Consider the following 21,018-nt stretch of genomic DNA (forward strand, 5'->3'; position numbering starts at 1 on the left):
AATTAATGTTTGGATAGATAGTTTGTATCGTAAAGATTGTTTATAAAATCACTATTATCCATCATATGAAGGTGAAAATCTTTCGTAGTTTTTATACCTTGTATCACAAGCTCATCAAGCGCTACTTTCATCTTCGCTATCGCTTTAGTTCTGTCTTTGTCATAAACTATTAGCTTACCTATCATGCTATCATAATAAGGCGGAACACTATAACCCTCATAAACATGGCTATCCATTCGCACATTTCTACCGCCAGGTGCGATGTATTTCGTGATCTTGCCTGGATTTGGAGTGAAGCTTTTTGGATCTTCAGCAGTGATGCGGCACTCTATAGCATGTCCGCTTAGCTTGATCTCATCTTGACTAAGAAGCTTTTCACCCTGAGCGATACGTATCATCCACTCTATGAGATCTAGCCCGCTACACATTTCACTTACGCAGTGTTCGACTTGAAGTCTTGTATTCATCTCGATAAAATAAAATTTATTATCTTTTTGATCATATAAAAACTCAAAAGTTCCAGCTCCTGCGTAACCTATAGCTTTTGTAGCTTTTACGGCTGTGGCGTGAAGCTCTGCTCTAGTTTTTTCATCTAATATAACAGCCGGGCTTTCTTCGATAAGTTTTTGATGTCTTCTTTGTAAAGAGCAGTCTCTTTCGCCTATATGCACGACATTTCCATGTTCGTCGCCTAAGACTTGGACTTCTATATGGCGTGGATTTGTGATGTATTTTTCCATATACATAGTACCATCGCCAAACGCACTCATAGCCTCACTCTCAGCAGACCAAAAGCTTTTTTCTAAGTCCTCTTCTTTCTCTACCACTCTCATACCACGACCACCACCGCCAGCTGCAGCTTTTACGATGACAGGATATCCGATCTCGCGAGCAAGTTTTTTGGCAGCCTCTATATCTTTTATAGCACCATCACTTCCTGGAACTACAGGTATGCCAGCTCTCATCATAACTTGTTTTGCCTTGCTTTTATCGCTCATCAAAGCCATAGCTGCTACGCTTGGACCTATAAATTTTATGCCGTGCTTAGCGCAAATTTCAACAAAGTTTTGATTTTCACTCAAAAATCCATAGCCAGGAAATATGGCATCGGCTTCGCTTATTTCACAAGCAGTTATAATAGCTGGGATATTTAGATAGCTTTCGCTACTTCTAGCACCGCCTATACAGATACTAGCATCAGCATACTTTACATAAAGTGCGTCTTTATCAGCAGTAGAATGCACGACGATAGCCTCTTTGCCCATTTCTTGGATAGTGCGAAGAGCTCTAAGTGCTATTTCGCCACGATTTGCAATGAGAATTCTTTTTATTTCTTTCATATTTTTTCAACCTCAAATAACGCCATGCCAAATTCCACCGGTTGCCCATCTGCAACTAGTGCTTTGATTATACGGCAGTCATACTCAGCCTCGATCTCGTTCATTATTTTCATAGCTTCTATGATACCTATACAATCGCCTTTTCTTACGGTTTGACCTACTTTTACAAAACTTGCTGCACCTGGGCTTGGAGCAACGTAAAATGTTCCTACCATAGGCGAATTTAGAGTATCGCCACCTAGGCTTTGGCTAGTACTTTTTTCATTTACAACATTTACGTTTATCGGAGTTGGTGCCGGAACTGGTGGGCAAACGACCGGAGCCGAAGCCGTCTCTGGTTTATATTTTTCAAGCTCTATTTCAAATTCTTCGTCTTTTATCTTAATTCTATTAATGTTAGTCTCATCAAAGAAAGTCATAAGTTCTTTAATTTCATCTTTTGTCATAAGAATTCTCCTAAAAATTTAATTAACTTTACATTTTATCAAATTTGAGTAAAGATTTTGTTTAAATTTAAAAAAATATCTAAAATTTGGATTTATACGCTAAATTTAAGCGTATAATCAAAATAATCCAAATTTATCAAACTTCAAAAGTTCGCGTATGCTTTAGCCTGCCTATCATCAAAAACATCAATGAGCTAATAAGAACAAAGCTAAGAATGAGAGCTTTTTCGTTTTCGCCATCATAAACCGCATTAAATATCGCTAGTGATATTTGGAAAAATCATTATAACTAGTTCAAAAAATGTTTTAAATTTACCTTTGTAAAATGCCAAAAAATATGCCAACAAAAGTTAAAATAAAATCTTTTTCATATACAGCTTTCTTAAATTTTAATCACTTGTATTTTATCAAATTTGAGTAAGGGCTTATTTAAATTTAAAAACATTATAAATTCACATCCAAATTTAACATAGCAAAAGTATGAAAAATGCATACTTTTGCCATAAATTTAATAAAATCCTAAAACTTTCCACCAAACCAAACCGGCCAAAATCATCACGACCATATTCACAACCGACATAACAAAACCAATGCCCCACCATTTTTTGAGACTAACATAGTTAGTACCAAAGATGACCGGCGCAGTCCCTGTAGCATAATGCGTTATACCCATCATCACATTTCCAGCCGTAATCATAATAAACGCATACAAAAGCGGTGGTGCGCCAAGCGCAAGACCTGCGCTATAAAATACAAAAAACATTGCCGAAATATGTGCAGTTGTCGAAGCAAAAAAGTAGTGTGAATACAAAAACGCAACCGATAAAAATAGCATAATCGAAATTTCGCCAAGACCTAAATTTAGTGCTAATTGTTGTAAATTTGAAGCCAAAAATGTCGTTACTTCAAGTTTGCCAAGCATAGTTGCCATCATAACAAGCGCAGAGAACCAAACAAGCGTATTCCAAGCGGCTTTTTGGGCTAAAATTTCATCAAAACTCAAAACGCCAGTCACAAGCACGATACTAAGACCTAAAAATGCGATAGTTGTGGCATTTAGCGTGATTCCAAACAAAAATCCAAATGTACCAGCCCAAAGTATAAGTAAAAATAAAAATACGCCAAACATAATCTTTTCATCGCGTCTCATCGCACCTAGCTGTGCAAGTTTTTCTTTGGCAAAAGCTCTAGCATTTGGGGTGGATTTGATTTCAGGTGGTGATAAAAAATAAATCACCAAAGGCATAATCATCATCGCTAAAATTCCCGGCACAAACATACCCAAAGCCCACTGAATCCAGCTAATAGAAATATCTAAATTTGTGGCTTTTGCGACAAGATCTACGACCAAAGGATTTGGCGCAGTTGCGGTAATAAACATTGCTGAGCTGATCGGATTTGCTTGAAAATTCACAAGTGACAAATATGTTCCGATTTTGTTTTGTGTGCCATCTTCTGGCGTACTTTTGAAGCTTTTTGAGATCGCTTGAACAATCGGATTTATGATAGCTCCAGCCCTAGCTGTATTTGAGGGCGTAACTGGTGCTAAAATCGTCTCGCTAAGTGTGATCGAATAGGCAATTCCAAGTGTTTTTTTACCAAAAATAGAGATAAAATAATATGCAAGTCTTTCGCCAAGCCCTGTTTTTATGATGCCTTTAGCTACGATAATTGAAATAACAATGAGCCAAATTAACGCATTTGAAAAGCCGCTTAAAGCATCGTTTATACCGGTTTTGGCTTTGAGTTTCCACTCAGCAGCTTTGAGCTGTTTGTCTATCTCTTTTTGAGTAAATTTATTCAACGCAATACTATTTAAAACAGAAATTTCACTAGCATCTAAAAGCTTTGAATTTGCCGTTTTTGTCGTGTTTTTAAGATGCAAAGCTGAGAGTTCTTTTAGCAAATTTTCACCTTCATTTTGTGAGTTTATCTGGGTTTTTAGATCGCCAAGAGCATTTTTAAGAGATAAAATTTTAGCGTCTAAAATCTGTTTTTTCAACTCCATTTTATCAATATCAACTTTGCCCACTAATGCACTAAGTGTCTTGATCTCGGTTTGTCTAAGAGTGCTTTGTGGCGTAGTGATGCCAGTAATAGCGACGATTGCGATCGCTATCAAACAGATCGCACCAAGTGGCATAATGGCAAAAATGACAGCCAAAATTACAGCTATAAATAGACCCAAAAAATGCCACGCATTGTCTTCTAGACCATGTGGCGTAGGTAAAACAAAAAACACCGCAGCGATTAAAACACAAATCACAAGAGATAGAATTTTGCGTCCGCTCATTTATCCTCCTTTTTAAGCATTTCAAAATTAACTAGATTGTATAATATTGAGTTTTAGCTTAAAATTGTATATAAAATATAATTAAATAAATTTGCATAAAAGGAAATTTATGGGTCTAAAAAGCGATAAATGGATACGAGAACAGAGCATAAAAAACCAAATGATAGAGCCATTTTGCGAACAAAATATAGGCAAAGGCGTTGTAAGCTACGGACTTTCGAGCTATGGTTATGATATAAGAGTGGCTAGAGAGTTTAAAATATTTACAAATATCGGCGGTACCGTTGTCGATCCAAAAAATTTCGATGAAAAAAACGTAGTGGATTTTGAAGGTGATGTCTGCATAGTCCCGCCAAATTCATTCGCACTAGCAAGAACAGTAGAATACTTCAAAATGCCAAGTGATGTTCTAGCAATATGTCTTGGAAAATCAACTTACGCAAGGTGTGGGATAATAGTCAATGTAACGCCTTTTGAGCCTGGATTTGAAGGACATATCACAATTGAAATTTCAAATACTACCCCACTTCCGGCAAAGATTTATGCAAATGAGGGCATCGCTCAAGTACTATTTTTACAAGGCGATGAACCATGCGAGATAAGCTACGCCGATAAAAAAGGCAAATATCAATCTCAAGAGGGCATAACTCTTCCGCGTATATTAAAGTAAGGGATTAAAAATGACTTATAGCAGACAAAGCATAGATGATGATGATATCAGAGCAGTTGTAGAGGTTTTAAAAAGCGATATCATAACTTGTGGCAAGAAAGTAGATGAGTTTGAAAAAGCACTTTGCGACTATACCGGAGCTAAGTTTGCCGTGGCGATGAACTCAGCTACTTCTGCCTTGCATGCTGGATACTTAGCACTTGGACTTAAGAGTGGCGATGAAGTCATCACAACCCCTATCACGTTTGCAGCTACTGCAAACACAGCTTTGATGTGCGGCGGGGTAGTTAAATTTGCTGATATCTTGCCAAATGGAAATATCGATCCAAAAAGCGTAGAAAAACTCATAACTACAAAAACAAAAGTCATAACTCCGGTTGATTTTGGCGGACTTCCAGTAGATATGGAAGAATTAAATTTAATAGCAAAAAAGCATAACCTTAAAGTCTTAGACGACGCTTCTCACGCTCTTGGAAGTAGTGTAAATAGTCGTAAAATAGGCACTTTTGGCGATGCTAGTATATTTAGCTTTCATGCAGTCAAGCCCATAACTACGTTTGAAGGCGGAGCACTCTTAACAAATGATGAAGAAACCGCAACAAAAGCAAGGCTATTACGCTCTCATGGCATCATCAAAAAAACTGCTTGGAACTCAGATATGACAACTCTAGGCTATAATTACCGCTTAAGCGACGTGGCTTGTGCTTTAGGTATTTCACAACTAAAAAAGTTAGATATTTTCATAGCAAAACGCGATGCAATAGCCAAATTTTATGATGAAGCATTTGAAAAAAGTCCATATTTAAGCACTATAAAAATTCCAGCCAATATCACTAGCTCTCATCATCTCTATCCAGTCTTGCTTTTTAGAGATTTTTGGTGCGACAAAGAGAGTATCTATGAAGAGCTTCGCAGCGAAGGTATCGGTGTGCAAGTGCATTACAAACCGACTTATCAATTTAGCTTTTACAAAAATCTTTATGGCGAAATTAACCTACCAAATGCAGAGGATTTTTATAGAGCTGAGCTTAGCTTACCTTGTCATCAACTAATGAGCATAGAAGATGCTAAATTTGTAGTAGAAAAACTAAACGAAACATTATCCAAACATAAAGGCTGTAAGTTTTAATCATAGCTTTGATATCAAAATTTATCAAATTTAATTTTAAATTTGATAAATTTAAATAGCTGAAGTAAAGCCCACAAAATTGTAGGCTTATAAAAAAATTATAAATTATCAGCCGGGTCTGGCTCTTTTGTTATCCTAGCTCTTAGGTCGTGGCGGATGATTTCTATAGACCATAGCCAAACTACATGTCCTACAAACTCTGAAACATGCTCATACCAAGGCAGAGATAAAAGCGGCGGAGTAAGACCAAGTATAGGCAAAGCGATGACATGCACTGCGATATTTATCAATAATCCAGCCATTACACCTTGCCACATTGTGATTTTTGGAAATCTTTCAGCTAAGATGCAGTATCCAACCGCAAAGATAATGGAAAATAAAATATGTGTCATCATCACATAATCAAAGCTATGCCCAGCAAACTCATAAATAGCAGCATATGGGTCGCTAACACCCAAATAATCACGTAAAAATACATAAGGCGGATTTAAAAAATTACGCGAACAATCAATTTGCTCAGCCGCCCTAATCAAACTCTCAGGCCCGCAAGCCGCATCAAACATATCAAAAGGGCTTCGTGGCGGAAGCGGAAATTCTCCACCCCATTTCACAAATGCAGAAACCACGCCAGCTGGTATGCCAATAAGCGCTGCTAGACCAAATTTTCTAGTCGTTTTTGTCATGTGATAACCTTTAATTAAAATTCCTAAAAATATTATAATGTAATTACTTAATTTAATATTAATATAAGAATAAGAATATAGAATTTCCAAGATTTAAAATTTAAAAATAAAAAAAGGAATTAAAATGTCAAAAGCTGTAGAATCACTAGATGAATTTAAAGAAATTTGCGAAAACGTAAGGGCAAAAAGTGGCTATAAAGACCCGATAGCATTTGGTATAGCAAGGGTAGATAGAGGTCAGCTAAATCGTAATAAAATTTTACAAGTAAGCTATGGAGCCCTAAATTACAATGATAGTTTTTTAAGTGCGGCGGCATTTGTGTGGGCGTTAAAAAAATGCGATATAGAGATAAATTTTAATGATAGTGAGTTTGTGATAGATCTTGATATAAAGGTGGTAAAAAAGGTTTTAAAGCTTTTTGGCGCCTTAGTAAATGAGCCTAAAAAACATAAAAATGTCGCCACTATTTTAGCTATAAAAGATGCTATTGAAGCAGGAGATAAAGATAGCTTTAAGCTTGTGTTTATGTTTGAAGATGCTAAGCCAAAGAGTGTTGAGGTGGTTTATCTTAAGCTATATCTTTTATCTTTAGGTTTTGTGCCACTTCGCTCACTTGTCTTAGATGGGGCTTTTGGAATTTTAGAAAATGTGGCTTGGGGAGCCGATGGTAAGCCAATCGAGCTTGAGTGGCTAAGAGAAAATGAAATGAAGCTAAAAATAAGTGGTCGCTACCCAAATATAGTAGCCGTAGATAAATTCCCACGCTATCTAAGCCACATAATACCAGCTGATAACACTAGGATACTAGACTCAGCAAAAGTGCGTATGGGTGCTCAATTAGCAGCGGGAACGACTGTTATGCCAGGAGCTGCGTATATAAATTTCAACTCCGGAACCACTGGATCAGTGATGGTAGAGGGCAGGGTAAGTAGCTCAGTAAGTGTTGGCGATGGAAGCGATGTCGGCGGCGGCGCGTCGATTTTAGGAGTACTTAGCGGAACAAACGGAAATGCTATAAGCGTAGGTAAAAAATGTCTGCTCGGTGCAAACTCAGTTACTGGAGTGCCTCTTGGCGATAATTGTATTGTGGATGCGGGTATTGCTATTTTAGAAGGAACTAAGGTGTTTATAGATGAGAAAAACAGGGCCGAACTAGCTAAGATAAATCCTGATTTTAAATTTGATCGCGATATTTACAAGGCACTTGAACTTGCAAATCTAAACGGACTTCATTATCGTCAAAATAGTCAAAATGGACAGATCACTGCTAGCCTTAGTAAAAGAGCTATCAAGCTAAATGCTGACTTGCACTAAGGAAAAGTATGTTAGAAGTTAAAAATTTAACACAAAGATTTGGGCAACAACTTCTTTTTGAAGATGTAAATTTAAAACTAAATGCACATAATCGCTACGGTCTAATCGGTGCAAATGGTGCTGGAAAATCTACATTTTTAAAGATCTTAAGTGGCGAAGTAGAACACACTAGCGGCGATATCGTGATAGAAAATGGTAAAAAAGTTGGAGTTTTGGGTCAAGACCAGTTTGCGTTTGAGAATTTTTCTATAAAAGATGCTGTACTATATGGCAATAAAAGGCTTTATGATGCAGTAAAAGAGAAAGAAAAACTCTATATGAGCGAAGAATTTACAGATGAGATAAATGAGCGTTTGAGTGAGCTTGAGATCATCAGTGCCGAAGAAGATCCGACTTATGAGTATGAAACACGCATAGAAAAGATCCTAAGCTCGCTTGGATTTGATAGTTTTGATAAGCTTATGAGCGAGGTTGAGAGTTCGGATAAATTTAAGGTGCTTTTAGCTCAAGTTTTGTTCCCAAAACCTGATATCTTGTTCTTAGATGAGCCGACAAACAACCTAGATCTTGACGCTATAGCATGGCTAGAGCGTGAGCTTATAAATCACGAGGGAACTCTTGTGGTCATCAGCCACGATAGACACTTTTTAAATAGAGTTTGTACGCATATTTTAGATGTAGATTTTAAGCGTATCAGAGAGTTTGTAGGAAACTATGATGACTGGTATATCGCTGCAAATTTGATTAGCAGACAAGCTGAGATGGAACGCGATAAGAAGCTAAAAGAAAAAGAAGAGCTAGAAAAGTTTATTGCTCGTTTTAGTGCGAATGCTAGTAAAGCCAAACAAGCCACAAGTAGAGCAAAACAGCTTGAAAAACTTGATATAGCTGAAATCGCAGTATCAAGTAGGCGTGATCCGAGCATACTTTTTAGAACAAATCGCGAAATAGGAAATGAGCTAATTGAGCTAACAAATTTAAATAAGAGCTTTGATGATAAAATCATACTAAAAGACTTTAATTTTAAGATGAATAAAGGCGATAAAGTAGCTATCATCGGAAGCAATGGTGTTGGAAAATCGACTTTGTGTAAGATCATAATGGGCGAAATGTCAGCTGATAGTGGCAAAATCCATATCGGAGCTACTATCGAGCTTGGATATTTTGCGCAAGATAGCTCAAACAAAATAAGTGGAAATTTGAAGCTTTATGAGTGGCTACAAGACTCTAAAAATAAAGATTTAGATGAGATAAGAAAATGCCTTGGAAGAATGCTTTTTAGTGGGTTAGAGCAAGAAAAAGAAGTCGGCAGTTTAAGCGGTGGCGAAAAGCATAGACTTATGCTTTCTAAGCTTATGCTGCTAAGAGCAAATTTGCTAGTACTTGATGAGCCAAATAACCACCTTGATCTTGAAGCCATCATCGCTTTAGGCGAGGCGCTTTATAATTTTAGCGGCAGTTGTATCTGCGTAAGCCACGATAGAGAGCTTATAGATGCCTTTGCTAATAGAATTTTGCATCTAAAAGGCAATGGCGAGATAATAGACTTTAAAGGCACTTACGAAGAATACCGCGAAAGTTGTGAGCTTTAATATGCAAAATACACTATTTTGCTCAGTTTTGCGTATCTAAAGACAGATATAAATATGGCAGATAAAACCCAAATTTAAACTACTTAAATTTGGGTTTTATCTAATAAATTTAATTTGGTATCGCTAAAGTTTAGCCAAAATGTCTCTTTAAAATCTCTTGCGATTATTATTTCTTTGTTCTTTTGTAGAAGTAAAATGCGTGGTAAGCTACGACTTAAAAACAGAGATATACCATCGCAAACACTGTATGCACCAGCATTTTCAAAAACAATAAAATCGTCTATTTGTGGATTTTGCAATGTTTTACGCCTTACTAAAACATCATTTGCCGTGCATAATGCTCCACAAATACTATAATCTTTTTTAGATCCATTTTTTAAATTTGTTGTTAAATGACGCATTATAGGGACTTTCATTCCCATAACAGAGCCGTAAAAATTTAGATGATTTATCCCGCCATTAAGTAAAACATAATCCCCTATATCAGTAGTTTTGACATCTAAAATTTTAGCCAAATAATATCCGCAGTATTGCACAAAAAATCTACCTAGCTCGATACGGACAATATCACCCTTGAAGTCGTATAAATCAAGTATTTTTTTTAAGCTTTTTAAATCGCCCAAAGTATCATTAAAATCATCGTTTTCAAACATACTTACCCCAAGTCCGGGCGCATATTCAATCAAAAAATTTTCAAATTTAATAAATTTGCTAATTTCGCTTCGTAATCTAAAAATTTTATCTAAATCGTCTTTGATTAAATCCATTTTCTTGCGTTGTCCTCCAGCATAGTAGTGCAAACCTACAAAATTTACATTTGTATATTTATCTGCATTGCAAAACGCCTTTACAATGTCGCTATAGCACATACCAAACTGCCCCCACGCACTCAAACGCAAAATCACATTTACTTTTATGCCATATTCATTTGCTATGCGATTTATAAGCAAAAGCTGATTTGGCGATTCGGCTGTTAGTATAGCCACTTTAAAATCTAATGCGCGTTTGATATCTTGTTCTGTTTTTACTACGCCTGAGTAAATTATTTTAGTTGGATTTATTTTTAAATTTATACAAATTTCTAATTCGCCAGGCGAGCAGACTTCTATGACATCGACGCTATTTTGCATAAAATTTAGCAAAAATGGATTTGCCTTCATTGCATAGCACAACTCGTATTTATGATCTAAAATTTCTTTTATCGCAGTTAGTCTATTTTCTAGCGAATTTAGATCAAAAAGATAGCTTGGTGTGCCGTATTTTGTGGCGATTTGTAATAAATTTTCATCATTCATAGCATATTCTCCAGAATTTTTCTATCTATCTTGCCGTGCGTGTTTAGTGTAAAATTTTCTAACTTTATAAGCCTATTTGGTAGCATATATGTTGGTAGATTTTTTTTAAGCTCACCCATAAGCGCACTCTCATCGCATATTCCTGTGAAAAATAAATTTATCTTATAATCCTTAAATATCGCACATGTGCTCTCTGCTAATTTTTGTGCGGCTAACTCTATTTCAGGTAGCTCTATGCGATGTCCCATATGTTTTACCATAAAATCTTTGCGTCCTACATATACAAACTCGCCATTATCATTTAGCTTTCCAAGATCGCCAGTTTTATAAATACGCTCAAAATAGCTTTTATTTAGTGGATTTTGTATGAAAACCTCATTGCTCTTTTCTTGTTCGCACCAGTATCCTAGGGCTACATTTGGTCCGCTTACGCATATTTCACCTATTTTGCCAACTTCTGTTATCTCTTTTAGCTCGTCGCTTAATAAAAATACTTTTTGCCCATAAAACGCTTTTCCTATCGGTAAAGTATCGATACACTCATAATCTTTTGGCACTTCATAAAATGTGCAATTAAAAGTTATCTCACTTGGTCCATATAAATTTATAAATTTTGCTTTTGGCAGATAGTGTTGCCAGATTTTAAGGTGATTTAGTGGCATTACCTCTCCGCTAAAAAATACTTTTGAAATTTGATTTGGTATTTTATAGTTAAACACCCTAAATGCACTAAGTAAGCAAAGTGCGCTAACCGCCCAAATTAGCGTAGTTACATTAAATTTTATTAGTTTATCAACTAAGCAAGTAGGCTTTATAAAATCTTTTTGTGTTAATAACACCACACTAGCGCCAACATACACGCCGCAGTATATGTCTTTATTTGCAACATCAAAATCAAATGGTGCTTGATTTGCTAAAATATCATCACTGCTAAGTTTTAGTGTGCTAACAAATGCCCTAGCAAAATATAAGACATTTGCGTGACTTTTTACCACGCCTTTTGGCACGCCAGTGCTTCCGCTTGTAAAAACTATACTAAGAGCATCTGTGGCTTGATAAGTGCGTGAAATCTGAGCTAATAAGCTACTATTTATGCTCGTTTTAAGACACTCATCTATTAGGATAATTTTTACATTTTGATCTTTTAAGCTTTGGTTAAAAATTTGATACGCCTGTGCTTTGTGCTCTTTTGTTGTGATGATTAGTGATGCTTTAAGGACGCCAAGCATATCATTTAAGCGTTTAGCAGGTAGGCTAGTTTCAAAAAAGCTATAGCAAACCCTAGCATAAAGACAGCCAAAAATTCCTTGTACCGCATTAATAGACTTTGGCATAAAAAACACAACCGCACTATTTGGTTTGATGCTAAGATTTAGTAAATAGCTAGCAAATTTCTTTGCACCTATTTGTAAATTTACATAGCTTATCGCATCATTTTCATCTATAAATGCTATTTTGTTTGGATATTTTTTTACACTTGCATCTAAAAATTCACTTACATTAGTTAGCATTTTTTAGCTTTTCTATCATCTCTTTTATGGCTTTGGCTGAGTTGAAATTTTCTGGTTCTATGTATTGTGGCTCTATTTCTATATCAAATTCTTCTTCTAGCTTCATAACTATCTGAAGTATATCAAAACTAGTAATAATGCCATCGCTTACTAAATTTGTAGCGTTTGTAAAGTCTATGTCGCCTCTTACGCTTTGTAAAATTTCTGTAATTTCTTGCATATTTTTTCCTTTATTTGGTTTTTATTTCTTTAAGCAGATCGCAAGCCACGGCAATATCTTCTATTATCATACCGCCACTTGCAAATACTACCGGTTTATTTTGAGCTAAAATTTCACTTTTAGTTTTGTTTAAAATATCTACAATATCTACAATCTCACCTCTTTTAACTTGTTTATCATATACAAGGTCTATAAAGCGTGAGCCAAGAGATGAAAATTTAGGATAAACAGGATAGCCAAACTCTGCTAAGTAGCTTTCATACATAGCAAAATTATCTGCCACTTTTATCGCATCATTTATCAAAAATTCATCGCTAAATTTCGCATAGCTTAGACACAAAATAAGTGCATTTTCTTTAATATATTTAGCACGAAGTAGTGGCATCTGACCAAGAGAGTCAAAGTCAAAGCCTGGATTTACGCTTATTATATCGCTATCATCAAGCACAGCATTGACATTTTGGCAGATCTCAAAGCATATATTTTTAAATTTATTAAAATTTGAGATAAATTTTTCTGCTCCGTTTTCGGTTTTTGATTTAATCTTTATTAAATTTATATTTGGATATAACTCCAAAAGACCTTGCAAAAATATAGTATGAATTTCACCGCCGCCAATGAGACCTATCGTTTTTACTCTTTGTGCTTGTTTTAAAAGCGTTGTGGCATATAGGCTAAGTGCGGCTGTGCGATAAGCTGTAAGTAAATTTGCCTCAAATAAAGCTATCGGCGCGCCGGTATTTGGCTTATTTAATATGAGTGTAAAGTTTGTAGAGTTGCGTGTAGAGCCGCGGATATTTGGTCCGTGCCATTTTAGTCCTGCTACTTGATACTCACCGCCAAGAAAACCAGGCATTGCGATAAATGTATTGTTTGTGTGTTTATCTCTTGGGAAACTTATACGCATTCCGTGACTATTTGCGTTTTTTCCACCCATTGCGTAATCTTTTGTTTGCATGATTTTATACATTTTTTGTATGCTTTTTACGCAGTTGGTGATATTTAGGTATTTTGCTGTGGTTTTTTCATCGATATAAATCATATTTTACATCCTCTAAACTTGCTAAATTTGCCCTTTTTAAAATTTGTGCAACGCGCAATAACTCTCTAAAATCTAAATTCTTTTTGACTGCTATTTGGCTTAAATTTTCTTCGTTGCAAAATGTCAGTTCTCTGATATAGCGACTATCTTTAGAGTATTCAAGCTGATCTACACTACTTACAAAAAGCTCACCTTTGAAATTCCGTATGAATTTAGCGTCATTTTCTACTATATCTATCAAATTTAAGATAAATTTGATAGCCAAATCAAGATTTTTCAAATTTGCATTCTTAGGTGTGTCTTTGTCTGTGTGATACTGCGGGTAAAAAGCAGAGTTTTCATCTAGCCTTTGGATACTCATCATAGGTATATTTAGAGCATTAAACATTCTTTCATCATTTAAAAACTGCCCCGGCGCACCAAAGTCTTTTGTGCCTAGATTATGCTGTTTAAATACCATATCAGCAACACTATCAAGATATGAGTTTGGATTATTTGAGTGCATTAGATGCAGTCTTTGGTTTGCAGATAAAATCTCTAGAAAAATTCCACCAATCATATCTTTAATCTCTTTTTCATTTTGACTAAGATAACAAGCCGAACCGATAGTCTCAGGCAGGATAAGTAGCTTGTAAGAGTAGCGTAACTCTTTATGTTTAGCAAGTGATTCCATGATTTTTAGCCCTGCGATGACACCGCTTAGGTCATCATTAAACTGATATGGATGGTCAAGATGAGCGCAAAAAACGATGGTTTTGTTGCTTTTGCCTTGTATGTGCCACTTGCCTACTTTTAGTTCGCCATAGCTTGTAGCGGAGTCGATTTTGACATAGTATCTCTCATCATTTAGGCGTAATTTTTGCTCATTTGAGCAGCAAAGACCCCAATCACGCTCATAAAATTTAAAATTATATGCAACGGCATTTTTTTGGTCATTTGCCCATTTTTCAGGCGTATGTAGATGCTCAAAAAGTTCTTTGCGACTTACTTCTTTATCAAGTGGTAGCGAATAACGCATAACATGCAAGCCGTTTTGCTTTGTAGAAAATATCTCATTTCCGTCCGTATCATAAAGTCCTGCGTGATGACATATCCAACGCTCTGGAACTATCCATGTAAATGCTCGTGTGCCGCTAGGGTATGAGTGAATTTTGATAGATTTAAATTTGTTTTTTATGGCATTTATCGCTGCATCATAGCCATCACTTACTAGATCTCGTGGTAGATTATAGAGCTTATCTGCTAGTTCGTGTATGTCTGTGCTTTTTAAATTTGTATCAAATTTTTGCTCACCAGTGCGTAGTTTTTCGGCTTTTGCTAGATCGCATTTTGGACCAACTGCTGTGATCCAAGGATTTTTTTTAAATTCTTTTAGAGCAAAATCCCTATACTCGCTAACTTTTGTGGCGTGTATAATGCCTTTGCCAATAGTTGCCGTTTTGATTATGCCCTGTTTTATGGCTTTATCTGTTATTGCCTTAAATGTAGGATATGCGTTTGAAACATACGGGCGTACATTGTAAATCCATGAAATTTTATGCTCGGTGCTATTTTTGCGTATTTTGCCAACAAAAAATTTATTATATCTATGAGGTACTTTAAATTCTTCTTCGTAAGCGTGAAGTATAGTCGCCCATCTTAGCCCAACGCCGATCGTAAGAAGCTTAGTACCCCCCCCTATTTTTGTAAAGCGGTCAAAAAATGAGTCTTTTCCAAATGATGTATTTGCTACTACTTTTGTAAGCTCATCTGCCATAGGTCCTATAGCGGCAACTGATAAAAATGGATCTAAACTTCTTTTAGCCTCTAAAAGTCTCCAAAAATACTCGCTAAACTGCCCCATTAATGGGCAAGGCGTGGTTTGTGGATCATAAATTTCACCACTTCCTAGTGAATATGTAAAAGTTGGAACGACAATTGTGCCATTTGGCCCTATGACATTTTGTAGAGCTTTTAATACAGCAGCAGATAGTTCACCTGCATTTTTGACGCCTTGCATAAGCGCACCTAAGCGGCTAAGACCTGAATGAACCATAACTATATCGTCTTTACTTATACCGACACTTTTAAAGGCATTTTCTAAATCTTGTCCTGTATATGAAGTTTTTTTCATCGTTTAACTTAATTTTATATTTATTTTGACTTGGCATTGTAACTAAATTTATTTAAAAATGACTTTATAATATAAAATAATCATAAAGTAAATTTAGTAATAAAGATAGCCTAATTTGCTTTAAAGAAGTTTGTAGCAATGCTATGTAAAAAATAAAAGCTTTACAAATATTTCGTGAAATTTTATATTTTTAACTTCAGTTTATACAAGCTTTGATAAAATACCAAAAAAATATTTTAAGGATGCGTTATGGCACGTGTTTTTTTGAGCCCTCCATTTATGGGTGGCAATGAAGAGAAGTATGTTAAAAAGGTATTTGAGAGTAATTATATAGCTCCGCTTGGCGAGTATGTAAATAAATTTGAAGAAAGCATTAAAAATTATACGAAAACAAAGTCGGCTTTAGCACTAAATTCAGCCACAGCCGGACTTCATCTAAGCCTTAGAGTGCTAGGCATAAAAGATGGCGATGTTGTTTTAGGCTCTTCATTTACTTTTGCAGCAAGCATAAATCCTATAATGTATGAAAGATGCACTCCTGTTTTTATCGATAGTGATGAGAGTTGGAATATCAGTCCTGAACTTCTTAAAGTGGCTATAAAAAAATCTCCAAAAAAGCCAAAAGCTATTATAGTAACTCACTTATACGGACAAGCAGCAAAGATGAAAGAGATCCTTGAAATTTGTAAAAATGAAAATATAAAAGTTATAGAAGACGCTGCAGAAGCTCTTGGTGCATTTTATGAGGATAAGGCTGTAGGAACACTTGGCGATATCGGAGTTTATAGCTTTAATGGTAACAAGATCATTACTACAAGTGGTGGTGGAATGCTAGTATCAAATGATGAAAAACTAGTAGAAAAAGCGAGATATTACAGCACTCAAGCAAGGGAACCTCTTCTTCATTATGAGCATTTAGACTACGGATATAATTATAGATTAAGTAATGTTTTAGGTGCTATAGGAGTTGGACAAATGGAGGTTTTATCTAAAAGAGTAGAACGAAGAAGAGAAATTTTTGAAATTTATAAAAATTTGCTAGGCGATCAATGTGAGTTTATGCCAGAAGTTGCAAATTCAAAAGGAAATCGTTGGCTTACGACTCTACTTTTTAAAGAGAAAAATAGGCATTTAAAAGTCATAGAAGCGCTAAATGAAAATGATATAGAAAGCAGACCTTTGTGGAAACCTATGCATATGCAACCTATGTTTAAAGAAGCTTTAAGTATATTAGGTGGCACGAGCGAGGACTATTTTGGACGTGGAATTTGCTTGCCAAGTGGATCTGATATGAGTGATGATTGCGTAGAAAGAGTAGCTAATATAGTAAGGTCAGTATTGTGATAATAAGAGCTACAAAAAATCGTAGAACAATGTTTTTTCTAATCTCTGATGCTATTATATTTACTCTTAGTATATATTTTGCTTTTTTGCTTAGATTTAGTGGAGAAATTCCAGAAATATTTGAACCGGGTATGATATATAGCGGGGTGGTTTTAGTCAGCTCAAAACTATTTTTGATGTGGCTTTTTAGGATATATAAAGTTCCGTGGAGATTTTTTGGGCTAAATGAAGCTAGAAAGATATTTTTTGTGGCTTTTATTTCGGCAATTTTGTTTTTTATAATATTTGTTCTTTTTGAAGATTTTTTTAATCCTTTTCCAAGAAGCGTTATCATTATAGATGCTACTATCTCTGCTCTAATGGTAGGCAGTCTTCGCATACTTAAGCGAATATTTTTGGATTTTAAAAAGTCACGCTCTGGGGAGCCTTGTGTTATCATAGGAAGCACGAGTAAAACTTTACAAGTTTTAAAAGGGCTAAAAAGTGGCTATGAGAGCTACTATCCAGTAGGCATTGTAGATGGAAGAAGCGATATTGTAGGAACATACTGCGATGGCTTTTTAGTAGGTGATAAGTCAGAGTTAAAACACTATATAGAAGATGGAGTAAAGTCTGCTATCATAGCTCTTAAGCTACTTCCAAACGAACTAAAAGAGCTATATGACGAACTTGATGAGCTAGGTTTTAAAGATATAAAGATATTTGCTTTGCTAGATGATAAAAAAAGCGGGATTACTGACATTAGTATCGAAGATCTGCTTGCTAGAAAGCCAAAAGATTTAGATAGTAAAGTAGTTGAGCAATTTATCGGTGGCAAGATCGTTATGGTAACAGGAGCTGGCGGAACTATCGGTAGCGAAATTTGCAAACAGTGCTTGAAATTTGGTGCTAGTAAGCTCATAATGGTCGAACACAGCGAGTATAACTTATATCAGATAAATGAAGCTACAAAAAGCGATCCTAGAAATCAGCTTGTAATGCTAAATATAATGCATTTAAAAGAGTTTGAAGGGATATTTGCCAAATTTAAACCAGATATAGTTATACACGCAGCCGCGTATAAACATGTTCCGCTTTGTGAGTTTAATCCGATAAGTGCAGTTCAAAACAATATCTTAGGCACGAAAAATGTTATCGATCTTTCTAAGAAATATGGAGCAAAAAGAGTAGTGCTCATCTCTACAGATAAGGCTGTGCGACCTACAAATATAATGGGAGCTACAAAAAGAGTTTGTGAGCTGTATGCTTTAAACTCAAATGAGAGTGGTAAAACCGAGATCGTAGCCGTGCGTTTTGGTAATGTTTTAGGCAGTAGCGGTAGTGTTATACCTAAATTTAAAGCTCAAATAGCAGCAAATGAACCATTAAGTGTAACTCATCCAGATATCACAAGATACTTTATGCTAGTTAGCGAAGCCTGTCAGCTTGTACTTCAAGCAGCTAGCATCGCAGAAGGCGGTGAACTTTTTGTTTTAAATATGGGTGAGCCAGTTAAAATAGCAGATCTTGCAGCAAGAATGTTGAAATTAAGTGGTAAAGAGGAGCTTGGTATTAAGTTTGTCGGACTTCGCCCAGGAGAAAAGCTTTATGAGGAGCTACTTATAGATGAGAGCGATGTTGCGACTAAATTTGAGAGTATTTTTGTAACAAAATCCGAAGAATATGATCTAAATTTACTAAATTCTCAAATACAAAAACTTGTAAGTTTAGAAGACGAAACACTTGTAGAAGCGGGACTAAAAGAGATAGTTCCTGAGTTTAAACACGCACTTAATAAGGATTAAAATGCTTATAAAAGAAATTCAAGAATTTAGCGATATAAGATACAAAGCAAGAGCTTATTTGTGTTATCTTTTTGATAGAAATATACCAAATAATTTGCCAGGCGTCAGCATAAATTTGATAAATGAAGGCTTTGATAAGATCGCACACGAAATCGAATGTTTTGAAGCTTTTTATATACTTGATAAAAACGGCATCCAAGTCGAAAACAACGTCAGTTTAGATACAAATAATATGATAGGCAAGGGTACCAATAGAAGTAATAAGGCTTATTATTACAGAGCCGTTAGAGAAGGGCGTTGCGTACTAACTGATCCATATCCTTCAAGCCTTACTAATGGACTTTGCGTGACTGCTTCTATGCCTGTTTATAATGATAAACGCGAACTAAAATATATAGCTTGTATGGACATTAGTCTTACTGATATATTAAAACTTGTTCATCCAAGCTCAGTAGATAGTGTTTTTGGTAAATTTACTAAATTTGCGTATTTTATGTTTTCATTAGCGCTTTTTGTAGTTGCTATTGTTCTTTTTATACAAGGCGTTAAAAGTTTTGTTTTAAAAGGGCTAGGCGACATAAATATAAGCGAAGTGTTTGAATCAACTATAGTTTTAACGCTCGCTCTTGCTATATTTGATCTTGTAAAAGCGATATTTGAATCTGAGGTATTAGGTAGGTCAAATTATGAAAATAATGGAGCTAGTAAGACAATGGTGCGATTTATTTGCAGTATAATCATCGCTCTTGCTATAGAGTCTTTGATGCTTGTTTTTAAATTTGCCATTACAAATCCTAGCGGAATCATATATGCTATATATCTGATCGGCGGAGTTGCAGTTTTGATGGTAGCACTTGGGTTTTATATTTTATCACTAAAAAGAGGTAAGGTTGATAGGAATTATTGATTATGGAGCTGGCAATATAAGAAGCGTTATAAATGCTTTTGAGTTTGTAGGGAGTGGCGCAAAACTAGTAAAAGCTGGAGAGAATTTAAATTTATATGATAAACTTGTACTTCCTGGAGTCGGAGCTTTTGGCGATGCTATGGATAAGCTTAGAGTAAATGATCTAAATTTGGCTATTGTCGATTTTATAGAATTAAAAAAACCTTTTTTGGGAATTTGCCTTGGTATGCAACTTCTTTTTGAAAAAGGATTTGAGTTTGGAGAGTATGACGGGCTTGGCGTGATACCAGGAAGCGTTGTTAAATTTGATGAAACTAAATTTGACAGACCGCTTAAAATTCCCCATATCGGTTGGAATAGTTGTGAGTTTATCAAAGATACCGATATAAACAGAGGATTAGCAAATAGCGCGTATTTGTATTTTGTGCATTCATATCATGCTATTTGCGATGATGAGTTTGTGTTAGCCACTACAAAATACGGATATAAATTCGTAAGTGCGGTTTGTAAAGATAATGTATTTGGCTTTCAGCCTCATCCTGAAAAATCTCATGAAAATGGGCTTAAAATTATAAAAAATTTTGTGGAGTTATAATGGAAATCATACCTGCTATAGATCTAAAAGAAGCAAAGGCGGTTAGGCTAACAAAGGGTCTTATGGATAGTGCAAAAATTTACTCTGATAAGCCTTGGGAGTTGGCGCGTGCTTTTGAAGATGCAGGTGCGAAATGGCTTCATATAGTTGATCTAGACGGAGCATTTGTAGGAGAAAGTATAAATTTAAAAACCATAGAAACTATACTTTCAAAAACAAATTTACAAGTAGAAGTTGGTGGCGGTATAAGAAATGAAGATCGTATAAAAATGTATAAAAATTTAGGTGTTAGCCGTGTGATTTTAGGCTCTGTTGCGTTAAAAAATCCTGAGTTTGTAAAAGAAATGGCTAAAAAATATAGACTTGTAGTAGGTATAGATGCAATGAACGGATTTGTAGCAGTTGAGGGCTGGGCTAAAATAAGCCAGATCAAAGCGACTGATTTAGCAAAGCTATACGCTGATGCTGGAGTGGAGGCTATCATAGCTACTGATATAAGCAAAGACGGAATGCTAGGTGGAGTAAATGTAGAGTTTAGCTCATCTATAGCTAAGGCTAGTAAGTTGCCTACCATAGCTAGTGGCGGAGTTAGCTCTATAGAAGATTTAATAAATCTTCAAAAAAATGGTAATATCGCCGGAGTTATCGTCGGCAAGGCGTATTATGAGGGTAAAATCTCTCTAAAAGACGCTTTTAGAATTATTTTATAAGTATAATAAGTTTTTTTAAAACTAAATTC

18 protein-coding genes are annotated in these 21,018 nt (G+C 35.5%); 9 read left to right on the forward strand and 9 right to left on the reverse strand.

All coding sequences use genetic code 11. The annotated features are described in order from the left end of the window. Positions 1-2: 2 nt before the first annotated feature. The 3 genes from CHLWT_RS02120 to CHLWT_RS02130 all read right to left on the reverse strand — a co-directional run bounded on the left by CHLWT_RS02120 (position 3) and on the right by CHLWT_RS02130 (position 4,079). Entirely contained in the window at positions 3-1,340 is a 1,338-nt protein-coding gene (locus tag CHLWT_RS02120) for an acetyl-CoA carboxylase biotin carboxylase subunit (protein ID WP_063998615.1), read from the reverse strand. Continuing rightward, entirely contained in the window at positions 1,337-1,786 is a 450-nt protein-coding gene (gene accB / locus CHLWT_RS02125; RefSeq protein ID WP_063998614.1) for an acetyl-CoA carboxylase biotin carboxyl carrier protein, read from the reverse strand. Before accB ends, CHLWT_RS02120 begins: the two co-directional genes overlap by 4 nt. 508 nt (positions 1,787-2,294) lie before the next feature. Next, positions 2,295-4,079, reverse strand: a complete 1,785-nt coding sequence (locus CHLWT_RS02130; protein ID WP_112000161.1) for a DASS family sodium-coupled anion symporter — start codon at positions 4,077-4,079, stop codon at positions 2,295-2,297. Positions 4,080-4,188: 109 nt separating this feature from the next. Here CHLWT_RS02130 and dcd point away from each other — a divergent pair, with 109 nt between their 5' ends. Together dcd and pseC are read left to right on the forward strand one after the other, a co-directional pair. Further along, on the forward strand, positions 4,189-4,749 hold the full coding sequence (gene dcd / locus CHLWT_RS02135; protein WP_063998612.1) for a dCTP deaminase: 561 nt from the start codon (positions 4,189-4,191) through the stop codon (positions 4,747-4,749). 10 nt (positions 4,750-4,759) lie between these two features. Then, positions 4,760-5,878, forward strand: a complete 1,119-nt coding sequence (gene pseC, locus CHLWT_RS02140; protein WP_112000162.1) for a UDP-4-amino-4,6-dideoxy-N-acetyl-beta-L-altrosamine transaminase — start codon at positions 4,760-4,762, stop codon at positions 5,876-5,878. Positions 5,879-5,976: 98 nt separating this feature from the next. On the opposite strand, the gene CHLWT_RS02145 is transcribed toward pseC, so the two are convergent. After that, a complete protein-coding gene (locus CHLWT_RS02145) occupies positions 5,977-6,561 on the reverse strand; it encodes a YagU family protein (RefSeq protein ID WP_112000163.1) in 585 nt (194 codons plus the stop codon). 124 nt (positions 6,562-6,685) lie between these two features. Here CHLWT_RS02145 and CHLWT_RS02150 point away from each other — a divergent pair, with 124 nt between their 5' ends. After that, entirely contained in the window at positions 6,686-7,876 is a 1,191-nt protein-coding gene (locus CHLWT_RS02150; RefSeq protein ID WP_112000164.1) for a tetrahydrodipicolinate N-succinyltransferase N-terminal domain-containing protein, read from the forward strand. Between the two features lie 8 nt (positions 7,877-7,884). Next, a complete protein-coding gene (locus tag CHLWT_RS02155; RefSeq protein ID WP_112000165.1) occupies positions 7,885-9,468 on the forward strand; it encodes an ABC-F family ATP-binding cassette domain-containing protein in 1,584 nt (527 codons plus the stop codon). 83 nt (positions 9,469-9,551) lie between these two features. Here CHLWT_RS02155 and CHLWT_RS02160 read toward each other — a convergent pair whose 3' ends face one another. The 5 genes from CHLWT_RS02160 to CHLWT_RS02180 are packed head-to-tail and all read right to left on the reverse strand — an operon-like array spanning position 9,552 to position 15,649. After that, positions 9,552-10,763, reverse strand: a complete 1,212-nt coding sequence (locus tag CHLWT_RS02160) for a diaminopimelate decarboxylase family protein (RefSeq protein ID WP_112000166.1) — start codon at positions 10,761-10,763, stop codon at positions 9,552-9,554. Further along, the gene (locus CHLWT_RS02165) at positions 10,760-12,274 is read right to left on the reverse strand and encodes an AMP-binding protein (RefSeq protein WP_112000167.1); all 1,515 of its coding nucleotides are present in this window, start codon (positions 12,272-12,274) and stop codon (positions 10,760-10,762) included. The genes CHLWT_RS02160 and CHLWT_RS02165 overlap by 4 nt, the downstream gene beginning before the upstream one ends. Continuing rightward, positions 12,264-12,494: an acyl carrier protein gene (locus CHLWT_RS02170; RefSeq protein WP_111968465.1), complete on the reverse strand. Its 231-nt coding sequence runs from the start codon at positions 12,492-12,494 to the stop codon at positions 12,264-12,266. Before CHLWT_RS02170 ends, CHLWT_RS02165 begins: the two co-directional genes overlap by 11 nt. A gap of 10 nt (positions 12,495-12,504) precedes the next feature. After that, positions 12,505-13,536, reverse strand: a complete 1,032-nt coding sequence (locus CHLWT_RS02175) for a Rossmann-fold NAD(P)-binding domain-containing protein (protein ID WP_112000168.1) — start codon at positions 13,534-13,536, stop codon at positions 12,505-12,507. Beyond that, positions 13,520-15,649 carry a DUF4910 domain-containing protein gene (locus tag CHLWT_RS02180; protein WP_176320851.1) on the reverse strand — a complete coding sequence of 710 codons (2,130 nt, stop codon included), beginning with the start codon at positions 15,647-15,649 and terminating at the stop codon, positions 13,520-13,522. The genes CHLWT_RS02175 and CHLWT_RS02180 overlap by 17 nt, the downstream gene beginning before the upstream one ends. Before the next feature lie 249 nt (positions 15,650-15,898). On the opposite strand from CHLWT_RS02180, the gene pglE reads away from it, so the two are divergent. From pglE to hisA, 5 genes are read left to right on the forward strand one after another with little or no spacing between them, the layout of a single operon-like run. Then, entirely contained in the window at positions 15,899-16,993 is a 1,095-nt protein-coding gene (gene pglE / locus CHLWT_RS02185; RefSeq protein ID WP_112000171.1) for a UDP-N-acetylbacillosamine transaminase, read from the forward strand. Then, the gene (gene pglF / locus CHLWT_RS02190) at positions 16,990-18,777 is read left to right on the forward strand and encodes a UDP-N-acetylglucosamine 4,6-dehydratase (configuration-retaining) (RefSeq protein WP_112000172.1); all 1,788 of its coding nucleotides are present in this window, start codon (positions 16,990-16,992) and stop codon (positions 18,775-18,777) included. The genes pglE and pglF overlap by 4 nt, the downstream gene beginning before the upstream one ends. A gap of 1 nt (position 18,778) precedes the next feature. Beyond that, positions 18,779-19,684, forward strand: coding sequence for a PDC sensor domain-containing protein (locus tag CHLWT_RS02195; RefSeq protein WP_112000173.1), 906 nt, complete (start codon positions 18,779-18,781; stop codon positions 19,682-19,684). Beyond that, on the forward strand, positions 19,668-20,279 hold the full coding sequence (hisH, locus tag CHLWT_RS02200; RefSeq protein WP_112000174.1) for an imidazole glycerol phosphate synthase subunit HisH: 612 nt from the start codon (positions 19,668-19,670) through the stop codon (positions 20,277-20,279). The genes CHLWT_RS02195 and hisH overlap by 17 nt, the downstream gene beginning before the upstream one ends. Further along, positions 20,279-20,989, forward strand: coding sequence for a 1-(5-phosphoribosyl)-5-[(5-phosphoribosylamino)methylideneamino]imidazole-4-carboxamide isomerase (gene hisA, locus CHLWT_RS02205; protein WP_111968458.1), 711 nt, complete (start codon positions 20,279-20,281; stop codon positions 20,987-20,989). The genes hisH and hisA overlap by 1 nt, the downstream gene beginning before the upstream one ends. Positions 20,990-21,018 lie beyond the last annotated feature (29 nt).

It is taken from the genome of Campylobacter hyointestinalis subsp. lawsonii (assembly GCF_013372165.1).
In the GTDB taxonomy this organism is placed as follows: Bacteria; Campylobacterota; Campylobacteria; order Campylobacterales; family Campylobacteraceae; genus Campylobacter; species Campylobacter lawsonii.